Genomic DNA, 21,631 nt, shown 5'->3' with positions numbered 1-21,631 from the left:
GGTGGCTGAGCACGAGCCACGGCGCGTGCTGCTGGTGACGCACACCGGCCGGGAGCAGGCGGTCGAGGTGGCCCGCGACGCGCACCGGCTGCTGACCGGCGCCGGGATGCAGGTCCGGCTGCTCGGCGGCGAGGCCGAGGAGCTCCGGCTCGACCCGGCGGAGATCGTCGACGACCCGGAGAAGGCCGCCAACGACGTCGAGCTGATCATGGTGCTCGGCGGCGACGGCTCGATCCTGCGCGGCGCCGAGCTCGCCCGCCCGCACGGTACGCCGGTGCTCGGGGTGAACCTGGGCCATGTCGGGTTCCTGGCCGAGGCCGAGGTCGACGACCTGGAGCGGATCGTCCAGGTGGTGGTGGAGCGCAGCTACACGGTCGAGGAGCGGATGACGCTGGCCGTCGACGTCCGGCTCGACGACAACCTGATCTTCGAGACCTGGGCGCTGAACGAGGCGAGTGTCGAGAAGGCCGCCCGGGAGAAGATGCTCGAGGTGCTCGTCGAGGTGGACGACCGGCCGCTGTCGCGGTGGGGCTGCGACGGCGTGGTGGTCGCGACCCCGACCGGCAGCACGGCGTACGCGTTCTCGGCCGGCGGCCCGATCGTCTGGCCGGAGGTCGAGGCGATCCTGATGGTGCCGCTGAGCGCGCACGCGCTGTTCTCGCGGCCGATCGTGGTGGCGCCGACGTCGCGGCTGTCGATCGAGCTGGTGCGGTCCTGGCACGGGCGCGGGGTGCTGTGGTGCGACGGCCGGCGGATGGTCGAGGTGCCGCCGGGCGCCGAGATCCAGATCCGCCGGGGTTCGATGCCGGTCCGGCTGGCCCGGGCCCACGAGGCGCCGTTCACCGACCGGCTGGTGGCGAAGTTCGACCTCCCGGTGCTCGGCTGGCGTGGCGCCGCCGAACGCAAACGCAACGGAAACGGAAACTGAGACCATGCTTTCGGAGATCCGCATCACCGGGCTGGGCGTGATCGAGGACGCGACGCTGGACCTCGACCCGGGCTTCACCGCGGTCACCGGCGAGACCGGGGCCGGCAAGACGATGGTCGTGACCGGCGTGAACATGCTGCTCGGCGGGCGTGCCGACAGCGGTCTGGTGCGGCACGGGACGCGCCGCGCGCGTGTAGAGGGCCGCGCGAGCGCCGTACCGCGGGCGATCGTGCAGCAGGCCGAGGACCGTGGCGGTGAGCTGGACGACGACGAGCTGCTGATCGCGCGCGAACTGTCGTCGGAGGGGCGTTCGCGGGCCTTCCTCGGCGGCGCGTCCGTCCCGGTCTCCGTGCTGGGAGAGGTGTCCGGGGACCTCGTCGCGATCCACGGGCAGGCCGACCAGTGGCGGTTGCTGCAGCCGGCGCGGCAGCGCGAGACGCTCGACACCTTTGCGGGCAAGGCGGTTCTGGTGCCGCTGCAGGAGTACGCCGCGGCGTACAAACGGCATCGCGACGTCCAGGCTGAGCTGACCGAGCTGACCACCCGGGAGCGCGACCGCCTCGCCGAGGCCGACCTGCTGCGGTTCGGGCTGGACGAGGTCGCGAAGGCGGAGCCGTTGCCCGGCGAGGACGCCGAGCTCGCGGCCGAGGAGGAGCGCCTCGCATACGCCGACGGTCTGCGGACGGCGGCGACGACGGCCGCGGACGCGCTGGCCTCGGAGGACCTCGACGCCAACCGGCCGAACGACGTACTCGGCCTGCTGGCGTTGGCGAAACAGGTCCTGGACGGGGAACGCGAGCACGACGCGAAGATCGCGGAGCTGGCCGACCGGGCCGGCGAGCTCGGGTACCTGGCGGCCGACCTGGCCCAGGAGCTCTCGTCGTACGCCGCTGATGTGGACACCGATCCGGCGCGGCTGGCCGTGGTCAGCGAGCGACGTGCGTTGCTCACCAATCTGGTGCGCAAGTACGGCGCCGACCAGGGCACCGTGGACGAGGTCATCGAGTGGACCAAGCGGTCGGCGGAGCGGCTGGCCGAGCTCGACGGCAGCGACGAGCGGGTGGAGCAGCTGACGGCGGAGTTGGCCGAGCTGGACGCGCGGCTCGCCGACCTCGGCCGGCAGATGCGGGAGGCCCGGATCGAGGCGGCCGAGCGGCTCGGCGTCGCGGTGTCGGAGGAGCTGACCGGGCTGGCGATGCCGCACGCGAAGCTGTCGGTCGAGGTGCACGAGACGACGGCCGGCCCGTTCGGCATCGACGAGGTCGAGTTCTGCTTCGCGGCGAACCCGGGGAGCCCGGCCCGGCCGCTGCAGAAGGCGGCGTCCGGCGGTGAGTTGTCCCGGGTGATGCTGGCGCTCGAGGTGATCCTGTCGGACACCCATCCGGTGCCGACGCTGGTGTTCGACGAGATCGACGCCGGCATCGGCGGCCGCGCCGCGGTCGAGGTCGGCAAGCGACTGGCCCGGCTGGCGGAGAAGGCGCAGGTGATCGTGGTGACGCACCTGCCGCAGGTCGCGGCGTTCGCGGACCGTCATGCCGTGGTGCTGAAGAGCGACGACGGGTCCGTCACCACGAGCGGTCTGGTCGCACTCGACGACGACGCGCGGCTGAAGGAACTGTCCCGGATGATGGCCGGCCTGGAGAACTCCGACGCCGCGCAGGCGCACGCGGAGGAACTGCTCGCGCTCGCGGCCGAGCGTCACACGCCGCGGCGGAAGAGTCGTTCAAAAGGATGATTTGACGCACAGTCACTGTTATTTCAGTGCGTGAACAAGTCCCTCGCCGGGTAAATGGCCGGGGAAGCGCCTCTTGACATGGCAGGATGAGGGTGCGATGAAACTGCCCAGCCTGCGGAGAGCACGACCCACTGAACTGCCCGGCATCACCGGCGTGGTCCGGCTGGATCGACGTACCAAGAATCTCACCAAACGGCTCAAGCCGGGCGAGATCGCGGTCATCGACCATGTCGACCTGGACCGGGTGAGCGCCGAGGCCCTGGCCGACTGCCGGGTCGCCGCCGTGGTGAACGTGGCCGACTCGATCAGCGGCCGCTACCCGAACCTCGGTCCGGAGATCCTCGTCGAGGCGGGCATCCCGCTCGTCGACGGCGTCGGCCGCGAGGTGTTCTCGATCCTGCACGAGGGTGAGCACGTGCGGCTCGACGAGGGCACGCTGTACCGCGGCCAGGAGGTCGTCGCGAAGGGTCTGTCGCAGGACAGCCAGTCGGTCGCGCAGCTGATGGACGACGCCCGCGCCGGGCTGTCCACGCAGCTCGAGGCCTTCACCGCGAACACGCTGGAGTACCTGCGGCGCGAGAAGGACCTGCTCCTCGACGGCGTCGGCGTCCCGGAGATCCACACGCCGATGGAGGGCAAGCACGTCCTGATCGTGGTCCGCGGCTACGACTACCGCGAGGACCTGGTCGCGCTGAAGTCGTACATCCGCGAGTACCGGCCGGTGCTGATCGGCGTCGACGGCGGCGCGGACGCGCTGGTCGAGAACGGGTACGCCCCGGACCTGATCCTCGGCGACATGGACTCGGTGAAGGACGACACGCTGAGGAGCGGCGCCGAGGTGGTCGTGCACGCCTACCGCGACGGCCGCGCGCCGGGCTCGGAGCGGCTCGAGCGGCTCGGCGTCGAGTCCATCGAGTTCCCGGCCACCGGCACCAGCGAGGACGTCGCGATGCTGCTGGCCGACTCGAAGGGCGCCTCGCTGATCGTCGCGGTCGGCACCCACAACTCGCTGGTGGAGTTCCTCGACAAGGGGCGCCCGGGCATGGCGAGCACGTTCATCACCCGGTTGCGCGTCGGTGCCAAACTGGTGGACGCCAAGGGTGTCTCCCGGCTGTACCGCAGCCGGGTCTCGACGTTGCAGGTGGTCGCGCTGATGGTGGCCGGCCTGTTCGCGGTCGGAATGGCGATGGTCGCCATCGGCGCCGACGACGTCGCCTGGTCGATCCTGCGGGCGCGCTGGAGCGACTTCGTCTACTGGATCCGGGAGCTGTTCACGTGATCGACTTTCGCTACCACATCGTCTCGATCGTGGCGATCTTCTTCGCCCTGGGCGCCGGTGTGGTGCTGGGCGCCGGCCCGTTGAAGGGCACCGCCAGTGAGGTGGTCGCGAGCCAGGCCGAGAAGGACCGGCAGCAGCTCGCCGACGCCCGCGCCGAACTGGTGCAGGTGAAGGCGCTCGACAAGTACCGCGACGACTACGTCGCGAAGGTGACCGCCGGGATGACCAGCGGCAAGCTGGCGAACAAGAAGGTCGCGATCGTCACGATGCCGAACGCGGACAACGACCTGACCAACAGCCTGCAGGACGAGGTCGAGAAGGCCGGCGCTGTCGTCACCACCAAGGTCGCGCTGGACGCGAAGCTGTTCGACACCGGGCAGCGGCAACTCGTCGAGACGCTGGTCAACCAGCTTCTCACCGCGGACATGGACATCCCGACCGACAGCACGACGTACCAGCGGGCCGGGCTCCTGCTCGCCCGCGGCATCGCGGCCAAGGAGGACGGCAAGACCGGCGACGCCGACTCGACCAAGATGATCAGCGGACTCACCGGCGCGAAGCTGTTGTCGCTGAAGCCGTCGCAGATCAAGGACCGGGCGACGCTGGTGCTGGTGGTCGCGGCGAAACCGCCGACACCGCTGCCGGACAACTCGACGTACAACGACAGCGTCGACTTCATCGAGGGCCTGGACACCGGCAGCGGCGGCGCTGTGGTCGCGGGGACGCCGGCGACCGCTTCCGACGGCGGACTGCTCAAGGCCTTGCGAAGTGACTCCGAGGCCACCAAGATCGTTTCCTCGGTGGACGTGGCCGACATCCCCGCCGGGCAGGCAACGGTCGTCTTCTCGCTGGTCGAGCAGGCGGAAGGCAAGGCGGGGCAGTACGGCGCGATCAACGCGAAGAACGGCGTCGCGCCGTCGGCCGTACAAACTAAGGACAACTGACGTGGGAATTCTCAGCGCCGCCATCGCCGCGGCCGCTACCGCCGGGCTGGAGCGCGCGGCGGAGAAACTGCCCAAGGAGAACCGGGAGCCGTTCGAGCGCACCAATCACCGCGGTGAGCCGGTGACGCTGCTCGAGGGCCCGGTCGCGGTGCTCGGTGCGCTGGCCGGCGTCGCGGCGTCGCGCGGCAACGGCAAGGTGAAGGCGGCCGCACTGGTCGCCGGCGCCGTGTCGGGCGCGGTCGGCGCGTACGACGATCTGCGCGGAACCACGCAGGCGAAGGGCTTTCGCGGTCACCTGAGCGCGTTACGGCGCGGCGAGGTGACCAGCGGCGCGGTGAAGATCCTCGGTGTCGGCGCAGCCGGGATCGCGGCCGCGGCCTTGCTGCCGCGGAAGTCGCGCGGCGTGAAGGCCGTCGCCGGGGTCGTTGCCGACGGCGCCCTGATCGCCGGTACGGCGAACCTCACGAACCTGCTCGACCTGCGTCCGGGCCGCGCGCTGAAGGCCGTGGCCGCGGTGAACGCGCCGCTCGCCGTCGTGAGCGGTCCGGCCGGCGCCGTCGTCGGCGCCGCCGCCGCGTCCGCGCCGTCCGACCTCGGCGAACGCTCGATGCTCGGCGACTGCGGCGCGAACGGTTTGGGCGCCATCACCGGTACGGCGCTCGCCGCGTCGCTGCCGCGTCCGCTCAAGACCCTCGTGCTGGCGGCTGTCGTCGGCCTGAACCTGGCCAGCGAGAAAGTCAGCTTCACCAAGGTCATCGCCGACACCCCCGTCCTCGACAAGATCGACCAGTGGGGCCGACGCCCCAGGTGAACAAGGACGGCCCCGGCGTGGGCGGGCGGATTGCCCGGGCCGCGTTGCTGGTGGCCGGCGTCACTGTGCTCGCACGGGTTGTGGGCTTCGGGCGTTGGCTGGTGTTCTCGAAGACGGTCGGTGCGGGCTGTCTCGCCGAGGCCTACACGACGGCGAACCAGTTGCCGAACATCCTGTTCGAAGTGGTCGCCGGTGGGGCGCTCGCGGGTGCCGTGATCCCGGTGCTGGCCGGGCCGGTCGCTCGGGAGGACAAGGCGGCGCAGGGCCGGATCATCGGGGCGTTGCTGTCCTGGTCGTTCGTGCTGCTGGCCCCGGTCGCACTGCTGGCCTGGCTGCTGGCCGGGCAGTACACCGACGCGATGCTCGACCCCGGAGCCGATTGCGGCTCCTCGACAGGGACCGCGACGCGGATGCTCGCCATCTTCGTGCCGCAGGTCTTCGGGTACGCCGTGGCTGTGATCGCAACTGCGGTTCTCCAGTCCCACAAGCGGTTCGCGGCCGGTGCGTTGGCGCCGTTGATCTCGAGCCTGGTCGTCGTCGGCACCTATTTCGTGTTCGCCGCGGCGGCACCGAATGCGGATGCCGCCTCGCAAAGCGCTACTGACGTGCTCGCCTGGGGTACTACGGCTGGTGTGCTCGCTCTCGCGCTGACAGTGCTGATCCCAATGCTGCTGCTCCGGCTACCGATCAGACCGACGCTCCGGCTCGACCCAGGCGTCGGACCAGTACTGCGGAAGCTCGCACTCGCCGGCTTGGCAGTGCTGGTCGCGCAACAGCTCACCTTCGTCGTCACGACGTACCTGGCCAACCATCGTGGCGTAGCAGGCAGCATCGCCGTCTACACGTGGGCGAACGCGGTCTACCTGCTGCCGTACGCGGTGCTGGCTGTGCCGATCACCACGGCCGTCTTCCCGCGGCTGGCAGCGGCGTTCGACGCGGGCGAGGGCTTCGATCACTACGCGGCGGGGTCCACGCGAGCTGTCATGCTCGCAGGCGGGGCCGGCGCCGCGCTGCTCGTCGGCACGGCGGTGCCCGTCGCGAGGATCTTCGCGTACGACGACGGCGCGGTGCAGGAGTCGCGGGCGTCCACGCTCGTGGATGCGTTGATGTTCTTCGCGCCGGCGGCGATCGGGTTCGCCGTACTCATGCACGCCGGTCGAGTCCTCTACGCGCGACACCGCGGTCGTGAGGTGGCCGTGGTGACTTCTGGAGCGTGGGTGCTCGTCGCGGTTGCCGGTGTGGTGCTGACTGCCCAGTGGGCCGCGGTGCCCGCGTTGGCGGCGGCCATGTCGGTCGGGATGGTGGCCGGTGCCGTCGTACTGCTGCTGGTCCTGCGGCGTGAGGCGGGAGGCGGTGTGATCGCCGGATTCCCCCGTGCGTCGCTGGCCGCGTTGACAGGTGCCGTACTGGCCGGAACTGCAGGCTGGGCTGTCTCGGTGCCCGCTGGAGACGCCAGCGTGGGTAAGTCCGTGGTCTTCGCTGCCCTGTCCGGGCTGGCGGTCGTCGTCGTGTACGCCGTGGTCGTGCTTGCATTGGATCGCGCGGACGCCCGCGCACTCGTACGACGGGAGAAAGCATGAGGATCGGGCTGCTGCTCGCGGAGTCGCGGGGCGGCATCGGGCAGCACGTCGCCTCGCTGGTGCCGCGGTTCGTGAGCGCCGGTCACGAGGTGCTGGTCTGCGCCCCGCCGGGCACGGCCGAGCACTTCGACTTCGCTCCGGCGACCGTCGTCTCCCAAGCCGCCGGACTGCGTGGCTGCGATGTGATCCACGCGCACGGCTACCGCGCCGGCATGACCGCGCTCCGCGACCGGTCCAGGCTGCGCCCGCTGGTCGTCACCTGGCACAACGCGGTGATCACACCGGGCCCCAAGGGTCTTGTGATGCGGCTGGGGCAGCGGCTGGTTGCCAGAGGTGCCGATCTGACCCTGGGCGCGTCCAGCGACCTTGTGGAGCTCGCCAAGAGCCTTGGCGCTCGCAACGCGCAGCTGGCACCGGTAGCCGCGCCGGCGATGCCGCGGATCCGGACGCCGCGTGCCGAGGTACGCCGGGAGCTCGGCCTCGGCGATCGTCGTGTGGTGCTCACTGTGGGGCGCCTGGCGCCGCAGAAGGACTACCCGACCTTGCTGTCCGTGGCGGCCCGCATCCAGGAGTCGACCCCGGACGCCGTGTTCGTGGTCGTCGGTGACGGGCCGCTGCGGGACAACCTGCAGGCACGGATCGACGCGGAGCAGCTGCCGGTCCGGTTGCTCGGTCATCGCGCCGATGTGGCCGATCTGCTCGGGGCGGCCGATGTGTTTCTGCTCACATCGCACTGGGAGGCCCGCGCTCTCGTGCTGCAGGAGGCGATGCAGGTCGGCGTACCCGTGGTGGCGACCGCGGTCGGCGGCGTCCCCGAGTTGGTCGGCGACAGCGCGGTCCTGGCGTTTCCCGGTGACGCGGACGGGCTGGCGGACGGCGTACGAGCAGTCCTGGCGGAGCCCGATACGGCGAACGCTATGCGGACACGTGGCCGGGAGTTGGCCGCCCGGTGGATGGACGAGGACGCGGTGGCGAAGAATCTGCTCGACATCTACGCGGGTCTCGTCGCGACCGGTGGTTGACAAGAGGTAGGCTGGAGGCCCGTGGACAGGGCTTTGAATTCCCAGCAGACCAAGCACGTATTCGTCACCGGCGGCGTGGCCTCCAGTCTCGGCAAGGGACTGACGGCGTCCAGCCTCGGCAGTCTGCTGACGGCGCGCGGCATCCGGGTCACCATGCAGAAGCTGGATCCGTACCTGAACGTCGATCCCGGCACCATGAACCCGTTCCAGCACGGCGAGGTGTTCGTCACCAACGACGGCGCCGAGACCGACCTGGACATCGGCCACTACGAGCGCTTCCTGGACCGCGACCTGTCCGCCGTGGCGAACGTGACCACCGGCCAGGTCTACTCCAGCGTGATCGCCAAGGAGCGCCGCGGCGAGTACCTCGGCGACACCGTCCAGGTGATCCCGCACATCACCAACGAGATCAAGGAACGGATGCTCGCGATGGCGGGCCCGGACGTGGACGTCGTGCTGCACGAGATCGGCGGCACGGTCGGCGACATCGAGTCGCTGCCGTTCCTCGAGGCGGCCCGCCAGGTCCGGCACGACGTCGGCCGCGACAACGTGTTCTTCCTGCACATCTCGCTCGTCCCGTACCTCGCGCCGAGCGGCGAGCTGAAGACCAAGCCGACCCAGCACTCGGTCGCCGCGCTGCGCTCGATCGGTATCGCGCCGGACGCGGTCGTCTGCCGCTCCGACCGGCCGATCCCGGACGGCGTCAAGCGGAAGATCTCGCTGATGTGCGACGTCGACACCGAGGCCGTGGTCGCGGCGCCCGACGCGCCGTCGATCTACGACATCCCCAAGGTGCTGCACGCCGAGGGCCTCGACGCGTACGTCGTCCGCCGCCTGAACCTGCCGTTCCGCGACGTCGACTGGACCCGCTGGGACGAGTTGCTGCGGGTCGTGCACCACCCGAAGGACGACGTCACGATCGCGCTGGTCGGCAAGTACATCGACCTGCCGGACGCGTACCTGTCGGTGGCCGAGGCGCTGCGCGCGGGCGGCTTCGACAACGACGCCAAGGTGAACCTGCGCTGGATCGCCTCCGACGAGTGCGCCACGCCCGAGGCCGCGGCCCGGCTGCTCGGAGACGTCGACGCGATCTGCATCCCGGGCGGGTTCGGGGTGCGCGGCATCGAGGGCAAGATCGGCGCGATCCGGTACGCCCGGGAGCAGGGCATCCCGATCCTGGGACTCTGCCTCGGCTTGCAGTGCATGGTGATCGAGGTCGCCCGGCATCTGGCCGGCCTGGACGAGGCGAACTCCAGCGAGTTCGACCCGGACGCGGAGCAGCCGGTGATCGCGACCATGGAGGAGCAGAAGCACATCGTCTCCGGCACCGGGGACATGGGCGGCACCATGCGGCTCGGGCTGTACCCGGCGAACCTGGCCGACGGCTCGATCGTCCGCCGGCTGTACGGCGCCCCGTCGGTGCAGGAGCGGCACCGGCACCGCTACGAGGTCAACAACGCCTACCGGGACAAGCTGGAGACCGCCGGGCTGGTGTTCAGCGGGCTGTCGCCGGACCGCGAGCTGGTCGAGTTCATCGAGCTGGACCGCTCCGTGCACCCGTACTTCGTGGCCACCCAGGCGCACCCGGAGCTGCGGTCGCGGCCGACCAAGCCGCACCCGCTGTTCTCCGGGCTGGTCGCGGCCGCGCTGGACCGCCAGCGCGAGTCCCGGCTCCCGGTCGAGGACCCGAAGCCGGCCGCCAAGAAGGCTGAGAAGACGGCGGTCAAGGCTCGATGACGGACCACCCGGAGTTGCGGTTCGGCGCCGGGCTGGCGGATCAGCCCGAGCGCTGGCCGGTGTCGGCGTCGGAGACCGTGCACGAGACCGGGCGGGTGATCTCGGTACGGCGTGACACCATCGAGCCGCCCGTCGGTGAGCAGTTCGTCCGGGATGTCGTCGTGCATCCCGGAGCGGTCGGCGTGGTCGCGCTGGACGAGAACAACCGGATGCTGCTCGTCCGCCAGTACCGGCACCCGGTCGGCTACAAGCTGCTCGAGGCGCCGGCCGGGCTCCTCGACGTCCAGGGGGAGCAGTACCGTCTGGGCGCCGAGCGCGAGCTCTGGGAGGAGACCGCGACCAAGGCCGCCGACTGGCGGATCCTGATCGACGCGTTCACCTCACCCGGCCTGACGAACGAGGCGGTCCGGATCTTCCTGGCCCGCGACCTGTCACCCGCCGACGAGTCCTTCGAACGCCTCCACGAGGAGGCCGACATGGAAACCGTCTGGGCCCCGCTCCTCGACGTCGTCGCCGCCGCCCTGGCCGGCCACCTCCAGAACCCCATCCTCATCATGGGCGCCCTCGCCGCCTGGACCGCCCTCAACGGCCCCGGCTTCGACACCCTCCGCCAGGCGACCTCCCCCTGGCCCGCAAAAGACGCCTAACAGGTCCGAAGCGGTTGGGGAGGATTTTGTCCCGGATCGGGCAGGAGATCCTCCCCAACCTCGCCGTCCGGCCTTCGGTGGGTGGTTGCGGAACTTGCTGTAGTGGTTGACGTGCGGTGGGTAGCCGGGTATTTGTTGCTGACAACGATGTCACTCCGCCCAGCTCCGACGTCGAAGGTTGGTTCCGCCCATGCGTCGTTCCGTTCTGCCCCGTCGTGCGAGTTTTGTGCTCGCCGGCGCTCTGATTGCAGCTCTCGCACCTACCGCCCAAGCCGTCCCGACGCCCGCGCCGGTCGGCACCGCTTTGCATCCGACGACGGCGACGCCGCCTGATCCCCTGGCAGCCGGGCTGCGTACGCCGGAGGTGGCCGCGAGCAGCCGGATCACCAGCAGTTCACTCGATCCGACCGAGCACGTCGATCCGCTGATCGGCACGACCAACGCCGGGAACGTGTTCCCCGGCGCGGTGCTGCCGTTCGGGATGTTCTCGTTCAGCCCGGAGACGAGTCGGGGGAACGCGTACCGGACGGCCGCGCCGGGCGGGTACCTGTACTCGGCTACCAAGGTCCGCGGCTTCAGCCTGACGCATATGAGCGGGACCGGATGCGCCGGCGGATCGGGCGACATCCCGATCTTCCCGCTCGCGGGGGACGTGACGAGCTCGCCGCAGAGTGACGCGAAGGACGAGGTCTACTCCTCGACGTACAGCCACGCCAACGAGATCGCCGAGCCGGGCTACTACAAAGTCGGGCTCGACTCGGGTGTCACGGCCGAGCTCGCGGCCACCACGCGCACCGGGTCGGCGGCGTTCACCTTCCCGGCGGACAAGGCCAAGACGCTGATGTTCCGTACGGCGAACTCCGAGGTCGGATCGAGCGCCGCACAGATCAGCATCGACGCCGCGCACCGGACGGTCAGCGGGTCGGTGACCAGCGGCAACTTCTGCGGGTATCTGGCCAGTGTCGGACGGCGCAGCTACTACACGCTGCACTTCGTCGCCGAGTTCGACCAGCCGTTCACGAACCAGGGCACCTGGACCGACACCACGGTCACGCCGGGCAGCAGCCAGGCGAGCGGCGGTACGACGTACGGCGCCGACGGCTGGATGCCGCCGAACAAGGGCTCCGGCGGGTACGTCGGATTCGCCGGCGACAAGGTGACGATGCGGATCGGCATCTCCTACGTCAGCACCGCCAACGCGCTCGCGAACCTGCGCGCCGAGAACCCGCGCGGTACGTCGGTCGGCATGACGGCCGCGAAAGCCCGGCAGACATGGCGAAACCAGCTCAACCGGATCGAGGTGACCGGCGGTACGACGGATCAGCGCACGACGTTCTACACCGCGCTGTACCACGCGCTGCTGCACCCGAACGTGTTCAGCGACGTCAACCGCCAGTACTGGGGCTTCGACCAGAAACCGCACTACCTCTCCCGCGGGCAGCAGGCGCAGTACGCGACCTTCTCGGGCTGGGACGTCTACCGGTCGCAGCTGCAACTGGTGACGTTGCTCGAGCCGGAGCGAGCCGGCGACATCGCACAGTCGCTGTTCAACCAGGCGACGTACAACGACGGCATCTGGGACCGCTGGACGCACTCGTCCGGCAGTACGGCGGTCATGACCGGCGACCCGTCCGCCCCAGCGGTCGCGGGCATCTATGCGTTCGGCGGGACGAACTTCGAGGCGTCACAAGCTCTGAAGTCGCTGGTGAAGGCAGCGACCGTTCCGACCGAGAAGGACCTCAGCTCGGCGGGCAAGCCGGTCATGTCGATCGGTCAGCGGCCGTCGCTCGACAAGTACCTGGCACTGCACTACGTACCGACCAAGTCGAACGCCTGGGGCGGTGCGGTCGAGACGCTCGAGGACGTCACGGCCGACTTCGCCCTCGCGCAACTCGCGCAGCGGACCGGCGACAAGGCGACGTACCAGCAGTTCCTCGCCAGGTCGCAGTACTGGCAGAACGTGTTCAACCCGGCCAACGGCGGCTACGTCCAGAACCGGGACGACAACGGCGCCTGGCCCGCGTTCACGCCGTCGACGTACGACGGGTTCGCCGAGGGCAGCAGTGCGCAGTACACGTGGATGGTGCCGCACAACCGAGCCGGACTGGTCGACGCGATGGGCGGCGCGGACGCGGTGAACCAGCGGCTGGACGCGTTCTTCAAGAACCCGGACGGGACCTGGGCGCTGACCGGAGCGGGTGAACTGCACGCCGAGATGGACAACGAGCCGTCGATCAACACACCCTGGATCTACAACTACACCGGCCGGCCGTACCAGACGCAGGAGACGTTGCGGCAGGCAATGAACCAGCTGTGGAACACCAGCACCGGCGGGATCCCCGGCAACGACGACCTCGGCGCGATGTCGTCGTGGTACGTGTGGACCGCGCTCGGCCTGTACCCGGACGTGCCGAGCCGCGCCGAGCTCCAGGTCGCGGCGCCGCTGTTCCCGCGGGCGGTGATCCATCGCGACGGCAACACGATCCGGATCGACGCGGCCGGCGCGGACGCGCAGTACGTCCAGTCCCTGAAGGTGAACGGGAAGACGTCGACCAAGCCGTGGCTGCCGGAGTCGTTCGTGCAGCGTGGCGGGACGCTGGACTTCACCCTTGGTACGACGGCCGACAAGAGCTGGGGTGCGACCGACGCACCGCCGTCGTGGCGGACCGGTGAGATCCCGTTCCAGACCTCCACCGACACGAGCCGTCTGGTGGTCGCACCCGGCACAACCAGCGCACCCGTCGCGCTGCAGGCGTACCGGCTGAGTGGGACGGCCCAGGACGTCACCTACACGCTCAAGACACCTCCCGGTCTCACAGCGACACCTACTACCGGCACCTTCCACGTCGACAAGGTCGGTAGCGCGTCTGTGACGATCGCTGCGGCCGCTGGTACGCCGGACGGCCGCTACCCGGTCACGGTGCAGATGAAGGCGGCGGATGGGACCGCCCTGCCGCAAGTCGGTTTCACGGTCGTCGTCGGGCAGCCGAACTCGTTCTTCGTACTCCGTGAGGGCGTGGGCATCTCTGACGACGCCGGCGACCACACCGAGGCGGACTACGACGGCGGCGGCGTCAGCTACTCCCGTCAGGCGCTGGCCGCGGCCGGTCTGACCGCGGGCGGTACAGGTACGGTCCAGGGCCTCAGCTTCATGTGGCCCGACGTACCCGCCGGCGACCCGGACAACGTGCCGGCCGACGGGCAGTTGCTCAACCTCAACCTGCCTGCCGGTACGACGAAGCTGTCCTTCGTCGGCAGCGCGGTCAACGGCAACCAGCAGACGACCGCGACGCTCAACTACGCCGACGGCACGACCTCGCAGATCGACCTGTCCTTCAGCGACTGGACGCTGGGCGGTGGGGGCGACACCCTGCACTACGGCAACGTCATCGTCGCCACCACGCCGTACCGCAACGAGTCCGGCGGCGGGAAGGACAACGTCACCACGCACATCTTCGCCACCGCACCTGTGACGTTGACTCAGACCCCGGTGAGTATCAGGCTGCCTACGAATCGTGACCTACGGATCTTCACCGTTGCGGGAGGGAATTGATGAGGAAGACCATCGTGATCGCGGTGCTGACTGGGGTTGGTGTGCTCGCCAGTCTGCTGGTGGCGACCGCACCAGCTGACGCGGCCGGTACGCCGACCAGCACCGACGGGCCCTGTGGCTACACGTCGACGCCGGACGATCCGCCCGCCCGGCCGGTGTCGCTGCCGCCGGACCCGGCGCATACACCGGACCAGGGGATCGTCAGGGTCGTCGTCGCCACCAGCTAGGGGCCGATGATCCTGTCACTGGACCGGGCGAAGGCGCCGTGCACGGTGCAGAGCTTCTTGCATCTGGCGAAGAGCCGGTTCTACGACTTCACCACGTGCCACCGGCTCACGCTGTACCCAACGCTGAAGGTGCTGCAGTGCGGCGACCCGAGCGGTACGGGCGAGGGCGGCCCCGGCTACTCGTACAAGGACGAGCTGCCCACCGACCTGCCGAACTGGCCGGACGACCCGACCGGCACGCGGAAGGTGTACGCGCGGGGCACGGTGGCGATGGCGAACGCCGGCCCGAACACCAACGGGTCGCAGTTCTTCCTGGTCTTCGCGGACTCGCGGCTGCGGCCGGACTACACCGTCTTCGGCTCCGTCGACCGGCTCGGACTCGCCACGCTGGACCGGGTGGCGGCCGGCGGGACCGTCACCACGCCCGACAACCCCGACGGGGTCGACGGCGCACCGGTGCGCAAGACCGACATCCTGATCGCCCGCTCCCTGGGCACCCACTAGCCAACCGCTTCGCCGCCGTCCTCGGCGAGGGCGGCGGCGACCCGGCGGGTATTGGCGGTGAACTCGGCGGCGGGGATCTTCGGCAGCATGTCGTCCCAGGCGGCGATCATGGCGCCGCGCAGCTGCATCATGCCGAGCGGGCGGGCGAGGAACCACAGGTGGAAGTGCTCGCTGCCGTCGCCCCAGCGGCTGAAGTGCGTCCGGGCGACGCTGTCGATGCTCTGGATCGCCTTCGCCACGCGCTGGATCATCGGGCCGAGCGTGGCGGTCAGTTCGGGCGGCAGGTTGTCGAGACGGTAGTGCCCGTGCGGCTCGAGCAGCGCCACCAGCGGCAGTCCCGTCGGCTCGAACGTCTTCAGCGACCACTGGGCGTCGCGCCAGATCACGGACCTGTCCGGATCCGTGCATTTCGGGCACGGCTGACCACCGTCCTCGCCGCGGCGCGGCGGTTCGGGCAGCACCGGATCGGCCAGCCGCACGACCTGGAGATCACCTTCGAACGGGAAGAACGGTTCGCCGAGCAAGGGTTCGGCCGACACGCGTTCGCCGTACGGCAGCCGTCGGTGGTACTCGGAAGGCAGGTGAGCGGGCAGATCGGTCATGAACCGCACTCTGCCGCAGAATCGGACCATGCAGAAGCCGGAGCTGGCCGTCCTGCTGGATCTCGAACCGCACCCGGAGGGCGGGTGGTACCGCCAGACGTGGCGGTCGCCGGTCGACTTCGAACCCGAGGGGTACGACGGGAGCCGGGCCAGCGCGACCGCGATCTACTTCCTGCTGGCGCCGGGGGAGGAGTCGCGGTCCCACCGGGTGCGCTCGACGGAACTCTGGCTGTGGCACTCGGGCGGCCCGCTGAGGCTCGAGTACGACGAGCAGTCGGTCACCCTGGGGCCGGACGTGCGGGCCGGCCAGCACCCGCAGGTGGTGATACCGGCGGGTGCCTGGCAGGCGGCCCGGCCCGAGGGTGACGAGGCGGTGCTGGTGTCGTGCATCGTGTCGCCGGGCTTCGAGTTCGCCGACTTCACGATGCGCTAGCCGGTGACCTACAGCTGCGGGACGGCCTTGTCGCCGGCGGTCAGCTCCGGCAGGTGCTCGCGGACCATGTAGCCGCTCGCGCCGACGATCCAGACCGCCGACAGCAGCAGTGGGACCGTGGTCATCAATGTGCCCCCGGCAACGAACGTGCCGCTGTCGGCGAACACGCCGAGCGCCCCGAGGAACGAGACCACGGCGGCCAGCAGGGCCAGGTAGCCGAGCCAGTTCGGCATCACGCGTGTCCGCAGCACACCGATCCCGGCCGCGGCCAGCGGCAGGGCCGCCGCGATGCCGATCATCGTCGTCATCACCGCGCTCAGCTCGTACAGCGCCATGGTGATGCCCGCGTCCCGGCCGCTGATGCCGAACGCGGCCGCGGCGGTGAGTCCGGCGGTCACGAAGATCGCGCCGCCGACCAGCACCGAACCGGCCAGCAGGGCCAGGTGGACGTCGCTGCGCTCGGCCCGCTCCCGGATCGCCTCGGCGAAGGCCGCGGCGAACCAGATGACCAGTCCGGCCGCGGCCGCCCACATCAGCGAGCTGAGCAGGATCATGGACCGGTGGTCGGACAGCCAGCTCGAGATCGTGCTGTCGGAGTCATCGACCGTCGGAGCAGTACCGGGCAGGAACCTGCCCAGCATCGCCAGGACCACGAACGCCAGTCCGGCGAAGCCGCCCCATCGCAACTCGTGTCGCTCAGTCATGGGGAACACCTCCAACGCGCACCACGCCGATGTGGTGCACCTAAGCCTGATGTTCCCCCGTTCCGTCCCGGAATCAAGACCTATCCGAGAACAGTCGCCAGCGCCTCGTATCCGGGCAGCAGGTCGATACCCTCGTGGCCCAGCAGCTGGATCGCGACATGGTCCGCGCCGGCTTCCAGATGCGCCTTCAGGCCCTCTGCGACCTCGACCGCGGAGCCGTGCAGCACCATCGCGTCGACCAGCCGGTCGCTGCCGCCGTCGGCGAAGTCGTCGGGGGTGAATCCGAGGCGCTGGAAGCTCGCGGTGTAGTTGCTCAGCTGCAGGTACGACGCGAGCCGGTCGCGCGCCGTCGCGCGGGCGATGTCCGGGTCGGTCTCCAGCACGATCATCTGCTCCGGCGCGAGCAGGACCCCGCCGCCGAGCATCCGGCGGGCCTCGCGGGTGTACTCCGGGGTCGTCAGGTAGGGGAGCGCCCCGGCGGTCCGCGCGCCGGCCAGCTGCAGCACCTTCGGGCCGAGCGCGGCCAGCGCCCGCCGGTCGGCCGGCACCTTCGCCTCGTCGAGCTCGTCGAGGTAGCCGACGATCGTCCGGTACGGCGACCGATACTCGCCGGTGGCCTCCCGGTGCCCGATCCCGACGCCGAGCAGGAACCGCCCCGGGTGCTCGTCCTCGAGCCGGTGGTACGACGCCGCGACGTCGGCGGCCGGCGAGTTCCAGATGTTGACGATGCTGGTGCCGACAGCAACCGAACTCGTTGCGGCCAGCAACACCTCGGCGTCGCGCAGGCCGGCCTCCGGCGAACTGCCCAGCCACAAGGTCCCGTATCCGGCCTGCTCCAGTCCTGCCGCGAGCTCCGGCCCGTAGTGCTGGGCTCCGTGCCAGACCCCGTAGCGTCCCAGTTCCATCGCCACGCCGTGCTCCTCTCGTGAAGCGTCCTACTGCAAGCATCCCTGACCGCCACGAATGGCCGTCAATGATGGTTGCCGCGTCAACGGGGACGCCGTATCCGGAAGGTAGCCGGACGTCTCCGTTCCGCGTCCGGTGTCTTGCCATCTGCTTCCGTTCGGTTACCGATCGGGTACCGGCAGGGTGTCGCGGCGCGATCAGACCATCCGGCCGGGTGGTATGAACCCCGCGGGCATACACTCGGCAGCGACCTGGCAACCACCCCTCAACCGCCGGGCCGCGGACACAACGACGTGGGCCGCACTCCTGGATCGTGAAAGAAGGGCAAGTTGTGAAGGTCGGAGTTCCCAAGGAAGTCAAGAACCACGAGTACCGGGTGGCGATCACCCCGTCCGGTGTGCACGAGTTCGTGCGCAGCGGGCACGAGGTTCTGATCGAGCAGGGGGCGGGCAGCGGGTCGCTGATCCCGGACGACGAGTACGTCGCCGCCGGGGCCCGGATCGTGCCGCAGGCGGACGACGTCTGGGCCGATGCGGAGCTGGTGCTCAAGGTGAAGGAGCCGGTGGCGGAGGAGTACCACCGGATGCGGAAGGACCAGGTGCTGTTCACGTACCTGCACCTGGCCGCCAGCCGTGACTGCACCGACGCGCTGCTGAAGTCGGGGACCACCGGGATCGCCTACGAGACGGTCCAGCTCCCGGACGGAACGCTGCCGCTGCTGGCGCCGATGAGCGAGGTGGCCGGCCGGCTCGCCCCGCAGTCCGGCGCCTACCACCTGATGGCGCAGGGCGGCGGCCGGGGCGTGCTGCTCGGCGGCGTGTCCGGCGTCCACCCGGCCCGCGTGGTCGTCCTCGGCGCCGGCGTGTCCGGGATGAACGCGGCCGCGATCGCGCTCGGTATGCAGGCGCAGGTGCAGCTGTTCGACCGCAACATCGCCCGGCTGCGGCAGGCCGACCAGATCTACCAGGGTCACCTGCTGACGATCGCGTCGAACGCGTACGAAATCGAGAAGGCGGTCCTGGAGGCCGACCTGGTGATCGGCGCGGTGCTGGTGGTCGGTGCGAAGGCGCCGAAGCTGGTCACCAACGACATGGTCCGCCGGATGAAGCCGGGCAGCGTGCTCGTCGACATCGCCATCGACCAGGGCGGTTGCTTCGAGGACTCGCGCCCGACCACGCACGCCGACCCGGTGTACAGGGTCCACGACTCGCTGTTCTACTGCGTGGCCAACATGCCCGGTGCGGTGCCGAACACGTCGACGTACGCGCTCACCAACGTCACCCTGCCGTACGCGATCGAGCTGGCGAACCTGGGCTGGCGGGAAGCGCTCAAGCAGGACCACAGCCTGGCGCTCGGCCTGAACACGTTCGACGGGCATGTCACGTACGGCCCCGTCGCCGAGGCGCACGACTTGTCGCAGCTGAAGCTCGACGAGGTGCTGGTCTGAACGACATCGCGAGGGCGGTCAGCGCCTACCTCGACCACCTCACGGTCGAGCGGGGCCTGGCCGCCAACACGCTGGCGTCGTACCGGCGGGACCTGCGCCGGTACGGCGGCTTCCTCGCTGCCTCGGGGATCGACGACCTCGGCCGGATCACCGAGGCGGTGATCAGCGACTTCCTGATGCGGCTGCGCGAAGGCGACGCGGACCACCCGCCACTGACCGCGTCCAGCGCGGGGCGGACCGTGGTGGCGGTCCGTGGGTTCCACAAGTTCTGTGTGCGCGAGGGACTGACCGCGGTGGATCCTGCGGCGGCCGTGAAGCCGCCTGCGCCGCCGCAGCGGCTGCCCAAGGCACTGTCCGTCGACGAGGTGACCAGGATCCTCGCGGCGGCGGCCGGCGCCGAAGCGGAGCCTGCCGTCCTCGCTACGCGGGACGCTGCGTTGCTGGAGTTCTTGTACGGCACCGGTGCCCGCATCTCCGAGGCGGTCGGGCTGGACGTCGACGACATCGACCTGGACGCCGGTGCGGTCCTGCTGCGCGGCAAGGGCAGCAAGGAGCGCGTGGTGCCCGTCGGCACGTACGCCCGTGACGCGTTGTCGGCGTACCAGGTCCGCGGGCGTCCCGAGCTGGTCTCACGTGGCCGCGGTACGCCCGCACTGTTCCTGAACGCCCGCGGCGGACGCCTGTCCCGGCAGAGTGCCTGGACGGTGCTGCGTCGAGCTGCACAGCGGGCCGGTATCGCGAAGGAGATCTCCCCGCACACGCTGCGGCATTCGTACGCGACACATCTGCTGGACGGCGGCGCCGACGTCCGCGTGGTCCAGGAGCTGCTGGGACACGCGTCCGTGACGACGACCCAGGTCTACACGCTGGTGACGGTCGACAAGCTTCGCGAGGTCTACGCCACCTCACACCCGAGGGCGTTGTCGTCCTGACCCCGGTGACGCGAGCGTGTCAACGGTGTGCGATCATCTGGCTACGGCTGGTGACTCAGGGAGGGTGATCGGCCGGGTTCGGAGCTTTGTCGACAAACCACCCCACCCCGGTGCGGAGTGGCTGGTTGAGAGTGCTTGAATGCACGCTTACAGTCGCTGGGATCGCCCGTATCGGTTGAAAGGTTTGACGAGTCATGAACGAGTCGACATTCCCGGGCACCGAACACGTGACGGGCCACCTTCCGGGGCACCACCCGGAGCCGGTCCGGCCGATCAGCACGCCGCCCAGCGCGCACCCCAGCACCGATCCCGCCCCCCAGCCCAGCAGCCCGCCCCGGCCGGCCACCGCGCCGCCGCGAGCCCTGCCCGACAACTATGCGGAGATGCCGAAGCCGACGGCCAAGCTGACCGCGGAGGACCTTGCACCCGTGAACGACCCGAACGGCCCGCGTCACAAGATCGGGCCGACCGGCCGGCCGCTGCCGGACCTGCCGGAGCCGCAGCCCCCGACCAAGACCGGCCCGGCGCAGGTGATCGCGATGTGCAACCAGAAGGGCGGCGTCGGCAAGACCACCACGACGATCAACCTCGGCGCGGCGATCGCCGAGACCGGTCGCAAGGTGCTGCTGATCGACTTCGACCCGCAGGGGTCCGCGTCGATCGGCCTCGGTGTGCAGCCGCACGACCTCGAGCTGTCGGTCTACAACCTGCTGATGCAGCGCGACATCACCCCGGACGAGGTGATCCAGCCGACCCGGGTGCCGAACCTCGACCTGCTGCCGGCCAACATCGACCTGTCCGCGGCCGAGGTGCAGTTGGTCCAGGAGGTCGCGCGGGAGTACACGCTGCAGCGCGTGCTCGACCCGATCATCCCGAACTACGACGTGATCCTGATCGACTGCGCCCCGTCGCTCGGTCTGCTCACCGTGAACGCGCTGACCGCGTCGAACGGCATCGTCGTACCGCTGGAGTGCGAGTTCTTCGCGCTCCGCGGCCTCGCCATGCTGACCGACACGATCGGCAAGGTGCAGGACCGGCTCAACCCCAAGCTGGAGATCGTCGGGATCCTCGGCACCATGTTCGACGGGCGGACGACGCACGCCCGGGAGGTTCTCGACCGCGTGGTCCAGGCCTTCGACGAACGCGTCTTCCACACCGTCATCCGGCGTACCGTCAAGTTCCCCGAGACCACGGTCGTCGGCGAGCCCATCACGACGTACGCCCCGTCCTCGAGCGCGGCCACCCAGTACCGCGATCTCGCCAAGGAGGTGCTGGCGCGTTGTCCCGCCGGGTGAGCCTGCCAGGTGCCAGTGAACTCTTCGGGGGTGCGGCACCGAAGCAGACCAGACCCGAGAAGCGCACCACCACTGACGGACCGTCCACCGTGCGGTCCCGTACGACGGTCGTCGACGACCGGAAGTCGAGTGGTCGGATCCGTCATGACACGAAGATCACCGTGTACGTGACGGAGGAGGAGCTGCTCGGCCTGGAACAGACCAGACTCGCGCTGCGCGCGGAACACGGCCTGACGGCCGACCGGGGCCGGATCGTCCGGGAGGCGATCGACGTCCTGCTCGCCGACTTCGTCGACCACGGACCGGACTCGGTGCTGGTACGGCGGCTCAAGGCGTCGGAGTGAC

The 21,631-nt window shown here is 69.9% G+C and carries 20 protein-coding genes; 17 read left to right on the top strand and 3 right to left on the bottom strand.

Translation table 11 applies throughout. From position 1 onward, the window contains the following. The first annotated feature begins 1 nt into the window (after position 1). The 12 genes from ABZX12_RS37340 (at position 2) to ABZX12_RS37285 (ending at position 14,967) form a co-directional block, all read left to right on the top strand. Positions 2-928 carry an NAD kinase gene (locus ABZX12_RS37340; protein WP_355700177.1) on the top strand — a complete coding sequence of 309 codons (927 nt, stop codon included), beginning with the start codon at positions 2-4 and terminating at the stop codon, positions 926-928. 4 nt (positions 929-932) lie between these two features. Continuing rightward, positions 933-2,663: a DNA repair protein RecN gene (gene recN, locus ABZX12_RS37335; protein WP_355700176.1), complete on the top strand. Its 1,731-nt coding sequence runs from the start codon at positions 933-935 to the stop codon at positions 2,661-2,663. A gap of 97 nt (positions 2,664-2,760) precedes the next feature. Beyond that, positions 2,761-3,942 (top strand): putative cytokinetic ring protein SteA, encoded by a 1,182-nt coding sequence (gene steA, locus ABZX12_RS37330; RefSeq protein ID WP_355700175.1) that lies wholly within the window; start codon positions 2,761-2,763, stop codon positions 3,940-3,942. Next, positions 3,939-4,886 carry a copper transporter gene (locus ABZX12_RS37325; protein ID WP_355700174.1) on the top strand — a complete coding sequence of 316 codons (948 nt, stop codon included), beginning with the start codon at positions 3,939-3,941 and terminating at the stop codon, positions 4,884-4,886. The genes steA and ABZX12_RS37325 overlap by 4 nt, the downstream gene beginning before the upstream one ends. Position 4,887: 1 nt before the next feature. Beyond that, the gene (locus ABZX12_RS37320) at positions 4,888-5,697 is read left to right on the top strand and encodes a hypothetical protein (protein ID WP_355700173.1); all 810 of its coding nucleotides are present in this window, start codon (positions 4,888-4,890) and stop codon (positions 5,695-5,697) included. Then, on the top strand, positions 5,676-7,277 hold the full coding sequence (locus ABZX12_RS37315) for a lipid II flippase MurJ (protein ID WP_355700172.1): 1,602 nt from the start codon (positions 5,676-5,678) through the stop codon (positions 7,275-7,277). The genes ABZX12_RS37320 and ABZX12_RS37315 overlap by 22 nt, the downstream gene beginning before the upstream one ends. Further along, on the top strand, positions 7,274-8,299 hold the full coding sequence (locus tag ABZX12_RS37310) for a glycosyltransferase family 4 protein (RefSeq protein ID WP_355700171.1): 1,026 nt from the start codon (positions 7,274-7,276) through the stop codon (positions 8,297-8,299). The genes ABZX12_RS37315 and ABZX12_RS37310 overlap by 4 nt, the downstream gene beginning before the upstream one ends. Positions 8,300-8,320: 21 nt before the next feature. After that, positions 8,321-10,036 carry a CTP synthase gene (locus ABZX12_RS37305; protein ID WP_355700170.1) on the top strand — a complete coding sequence of 572 codons (1,716 nt, stop codon included), beginning with the start codon at positions 8,321-8,323 and terminating at the stop codon, positions 10,034-10,036. Further along, entirely contained in the window at positions 10,033-10,683 is a 651-nt protein-coding gene (locus tag ABZX12_RS37300) for an NUDIX hydrolase (protein WP_355700169.1), read from the top strand. The genes ABZX12_RS37305 and ABZX12_RS37300 overlap by 4 nt, the downstream gene beginning before the upstream one ends. Positions 10,684-10,873: 190 nt before the next feature. Further along, on the top strand, positions 10,874-14,236 hold the full coding sequence (locus tag ABZX12_RS37295; protein ID WP_355700168.1) for a GH92 family glycosyl hydrolase: 3,363 nt from the start codon (positions 10,874-10,876) through the stop codon (positions 14,234-14,236). Then, positions 14,236-14,463, top strand: coding sequence for a hypothetical protein (locus tag ABZX12_RS37290; protein ID WP_355700167.1), 228 nt, complete (start codon positions 14,236-14,238; stop codon positions 14,461-14,463). The genes ABZX12_RS37295 and ABZX12_RS37290 overlap by 1 nt, the downstream gene beginning before the upstream one ends. Before the next feature lie 6 nt (positions 14,464-14,469). Next, complete coding sequence (locus tag ABZX12_RS37285) at positions 14,470-14,967, top strand: peptidylprolyl isomerase (RefSeq protein WP_355700166.1); 498 nt, start codon at positions 14,470-14,472, stop codon at positions 14,965-14,967. On the opposite strand, the gene ABZX12_RS37280 is transcribed toward ABZX12_RS37285, so the two are convergent. Next, positions 14,964-15,569, bottom strand: coding sequence for a hypothetical protein (locus ABZX12_RS37280; protein WP_355700165.1), 606 nt, complete (start codon positions 15,567-15,569; stop codon positions 14,964-14,966). The genes ABZX12_RS37285 and ABZX12_RS37280 overlap by 4 nt on opposite strands. A gap of 28 nt (positions 15,570-15,597) precedes the next feature. On the opposite strand from ABZX12_RS37280, the gene ABZX12_RS37275 reads away from it, so the two are divergent. Beyond that, positions 15,598-16,002 carry a cupin domain-containing protein gene (locus tag ABZX12_RS37275; protein WP_355700164.1) on the top strand — a complete coding sequence of 135 codons (405 nt, stop codon included), beginning with the start codon at positions 15,598-15,600 and terminating at the stop codon, positions 16,000-16,002. A gap of 8 nt (positions 16,003-16,010) precedes the next feature. On the opposite strand, the gene ABZX12_RS37270 is transcribed toward ABZX12_RS37275, so the two are convergent. Beyond that, complete coding sequence (locus ABZX12_RS37270) at positions 16,011-16,706, bottom strand: DUF4386 family protein (RefSeq protein ID WP_355700163.1); 696 nt, start codon at positions 16,704-16,706, stop codon at positions 16,011-16,013. Between the two features lie 80 nt (positions 16,707-16,786). Then, complete coding sequence (locus ABZX12_RS37265; RefSeq protein WP_355700192.1) at positions 16,787-17,611, bottom strand: LLM class F420-dependent oxidoreductase; 825 nt, start codon at positions 17,609-17,611, stop codon at positions 16,787-16,789. Between the two features lie 332 nt (positions 17,612-17,943). Between ABZX12_RS37265 and ald the strand changes: the two genes are divergently transcribed. The 4 genes from ald to ABZX12_RS37245 all read left to right on the top strand — a co-directional run bounded on the left by ald (position 17,944) and on the right by ABZX12_RS37245 (position 21,630). Then, on the top strand, positions 17,944-19,059 hold the full coding sequence (gene ald / locus ABZX12_RS37260) for an alanine dehydrogenase (protein ID WP_355700162.1): 1,116 nt from the start codon (positions 17,944-17,946) through the stop codon (positions 19,057-19,059). Then, positions 19,056-19,991, top strand: coding sequence for a site-specific tyrosine recombinase XerD (xerD, locus tag ABZX12_RS37255; protein WP_355700191.1), 936 nt, complete (start codon positions 19,056-19,058; stop codon positions 19,989-19,991). Before ald ends, xerD begins: the two co-directional genes overlap by 4 nt. Positions 19,992-20,185: 194 nt before the next feature. Further along, complete coding sequence (locus ABZX12_RS37250; protein ID WP_355700161.1) at positions 20,186-21,286, top strand: ParA family protein; 1,101 nt, start codon at positions 20,186-20,188, stop codon at positions 21,284-21,286. Continuing rightward, entirely contained in the window at positions 21,271-21,630 is a 360-nt protein-coding gene (locus ABZX12_RS37245) for a hypothetical protein (RefSeq protein WP_355700160.1), read from the top strand. Before ABZX12_RS37250 ends, ABZX12_RS37245 begins: the two co-directional genes overlap by 16 nt. Position 21,631: the final 1 nt, after the last annotated feature.

Origin of the sequence: Kribbella sp. NPDC003505 (genome assembly GCF_040610875.1) — a bacterium.
Lineage (GTDB): Bacteria > Actinomycetota > Actinomycetes > Propionibacteriales > Kribbellaceae > Kribbella.
This window is presented reverse-complemented; position numbering and strand designations above follow the sequence as displayed.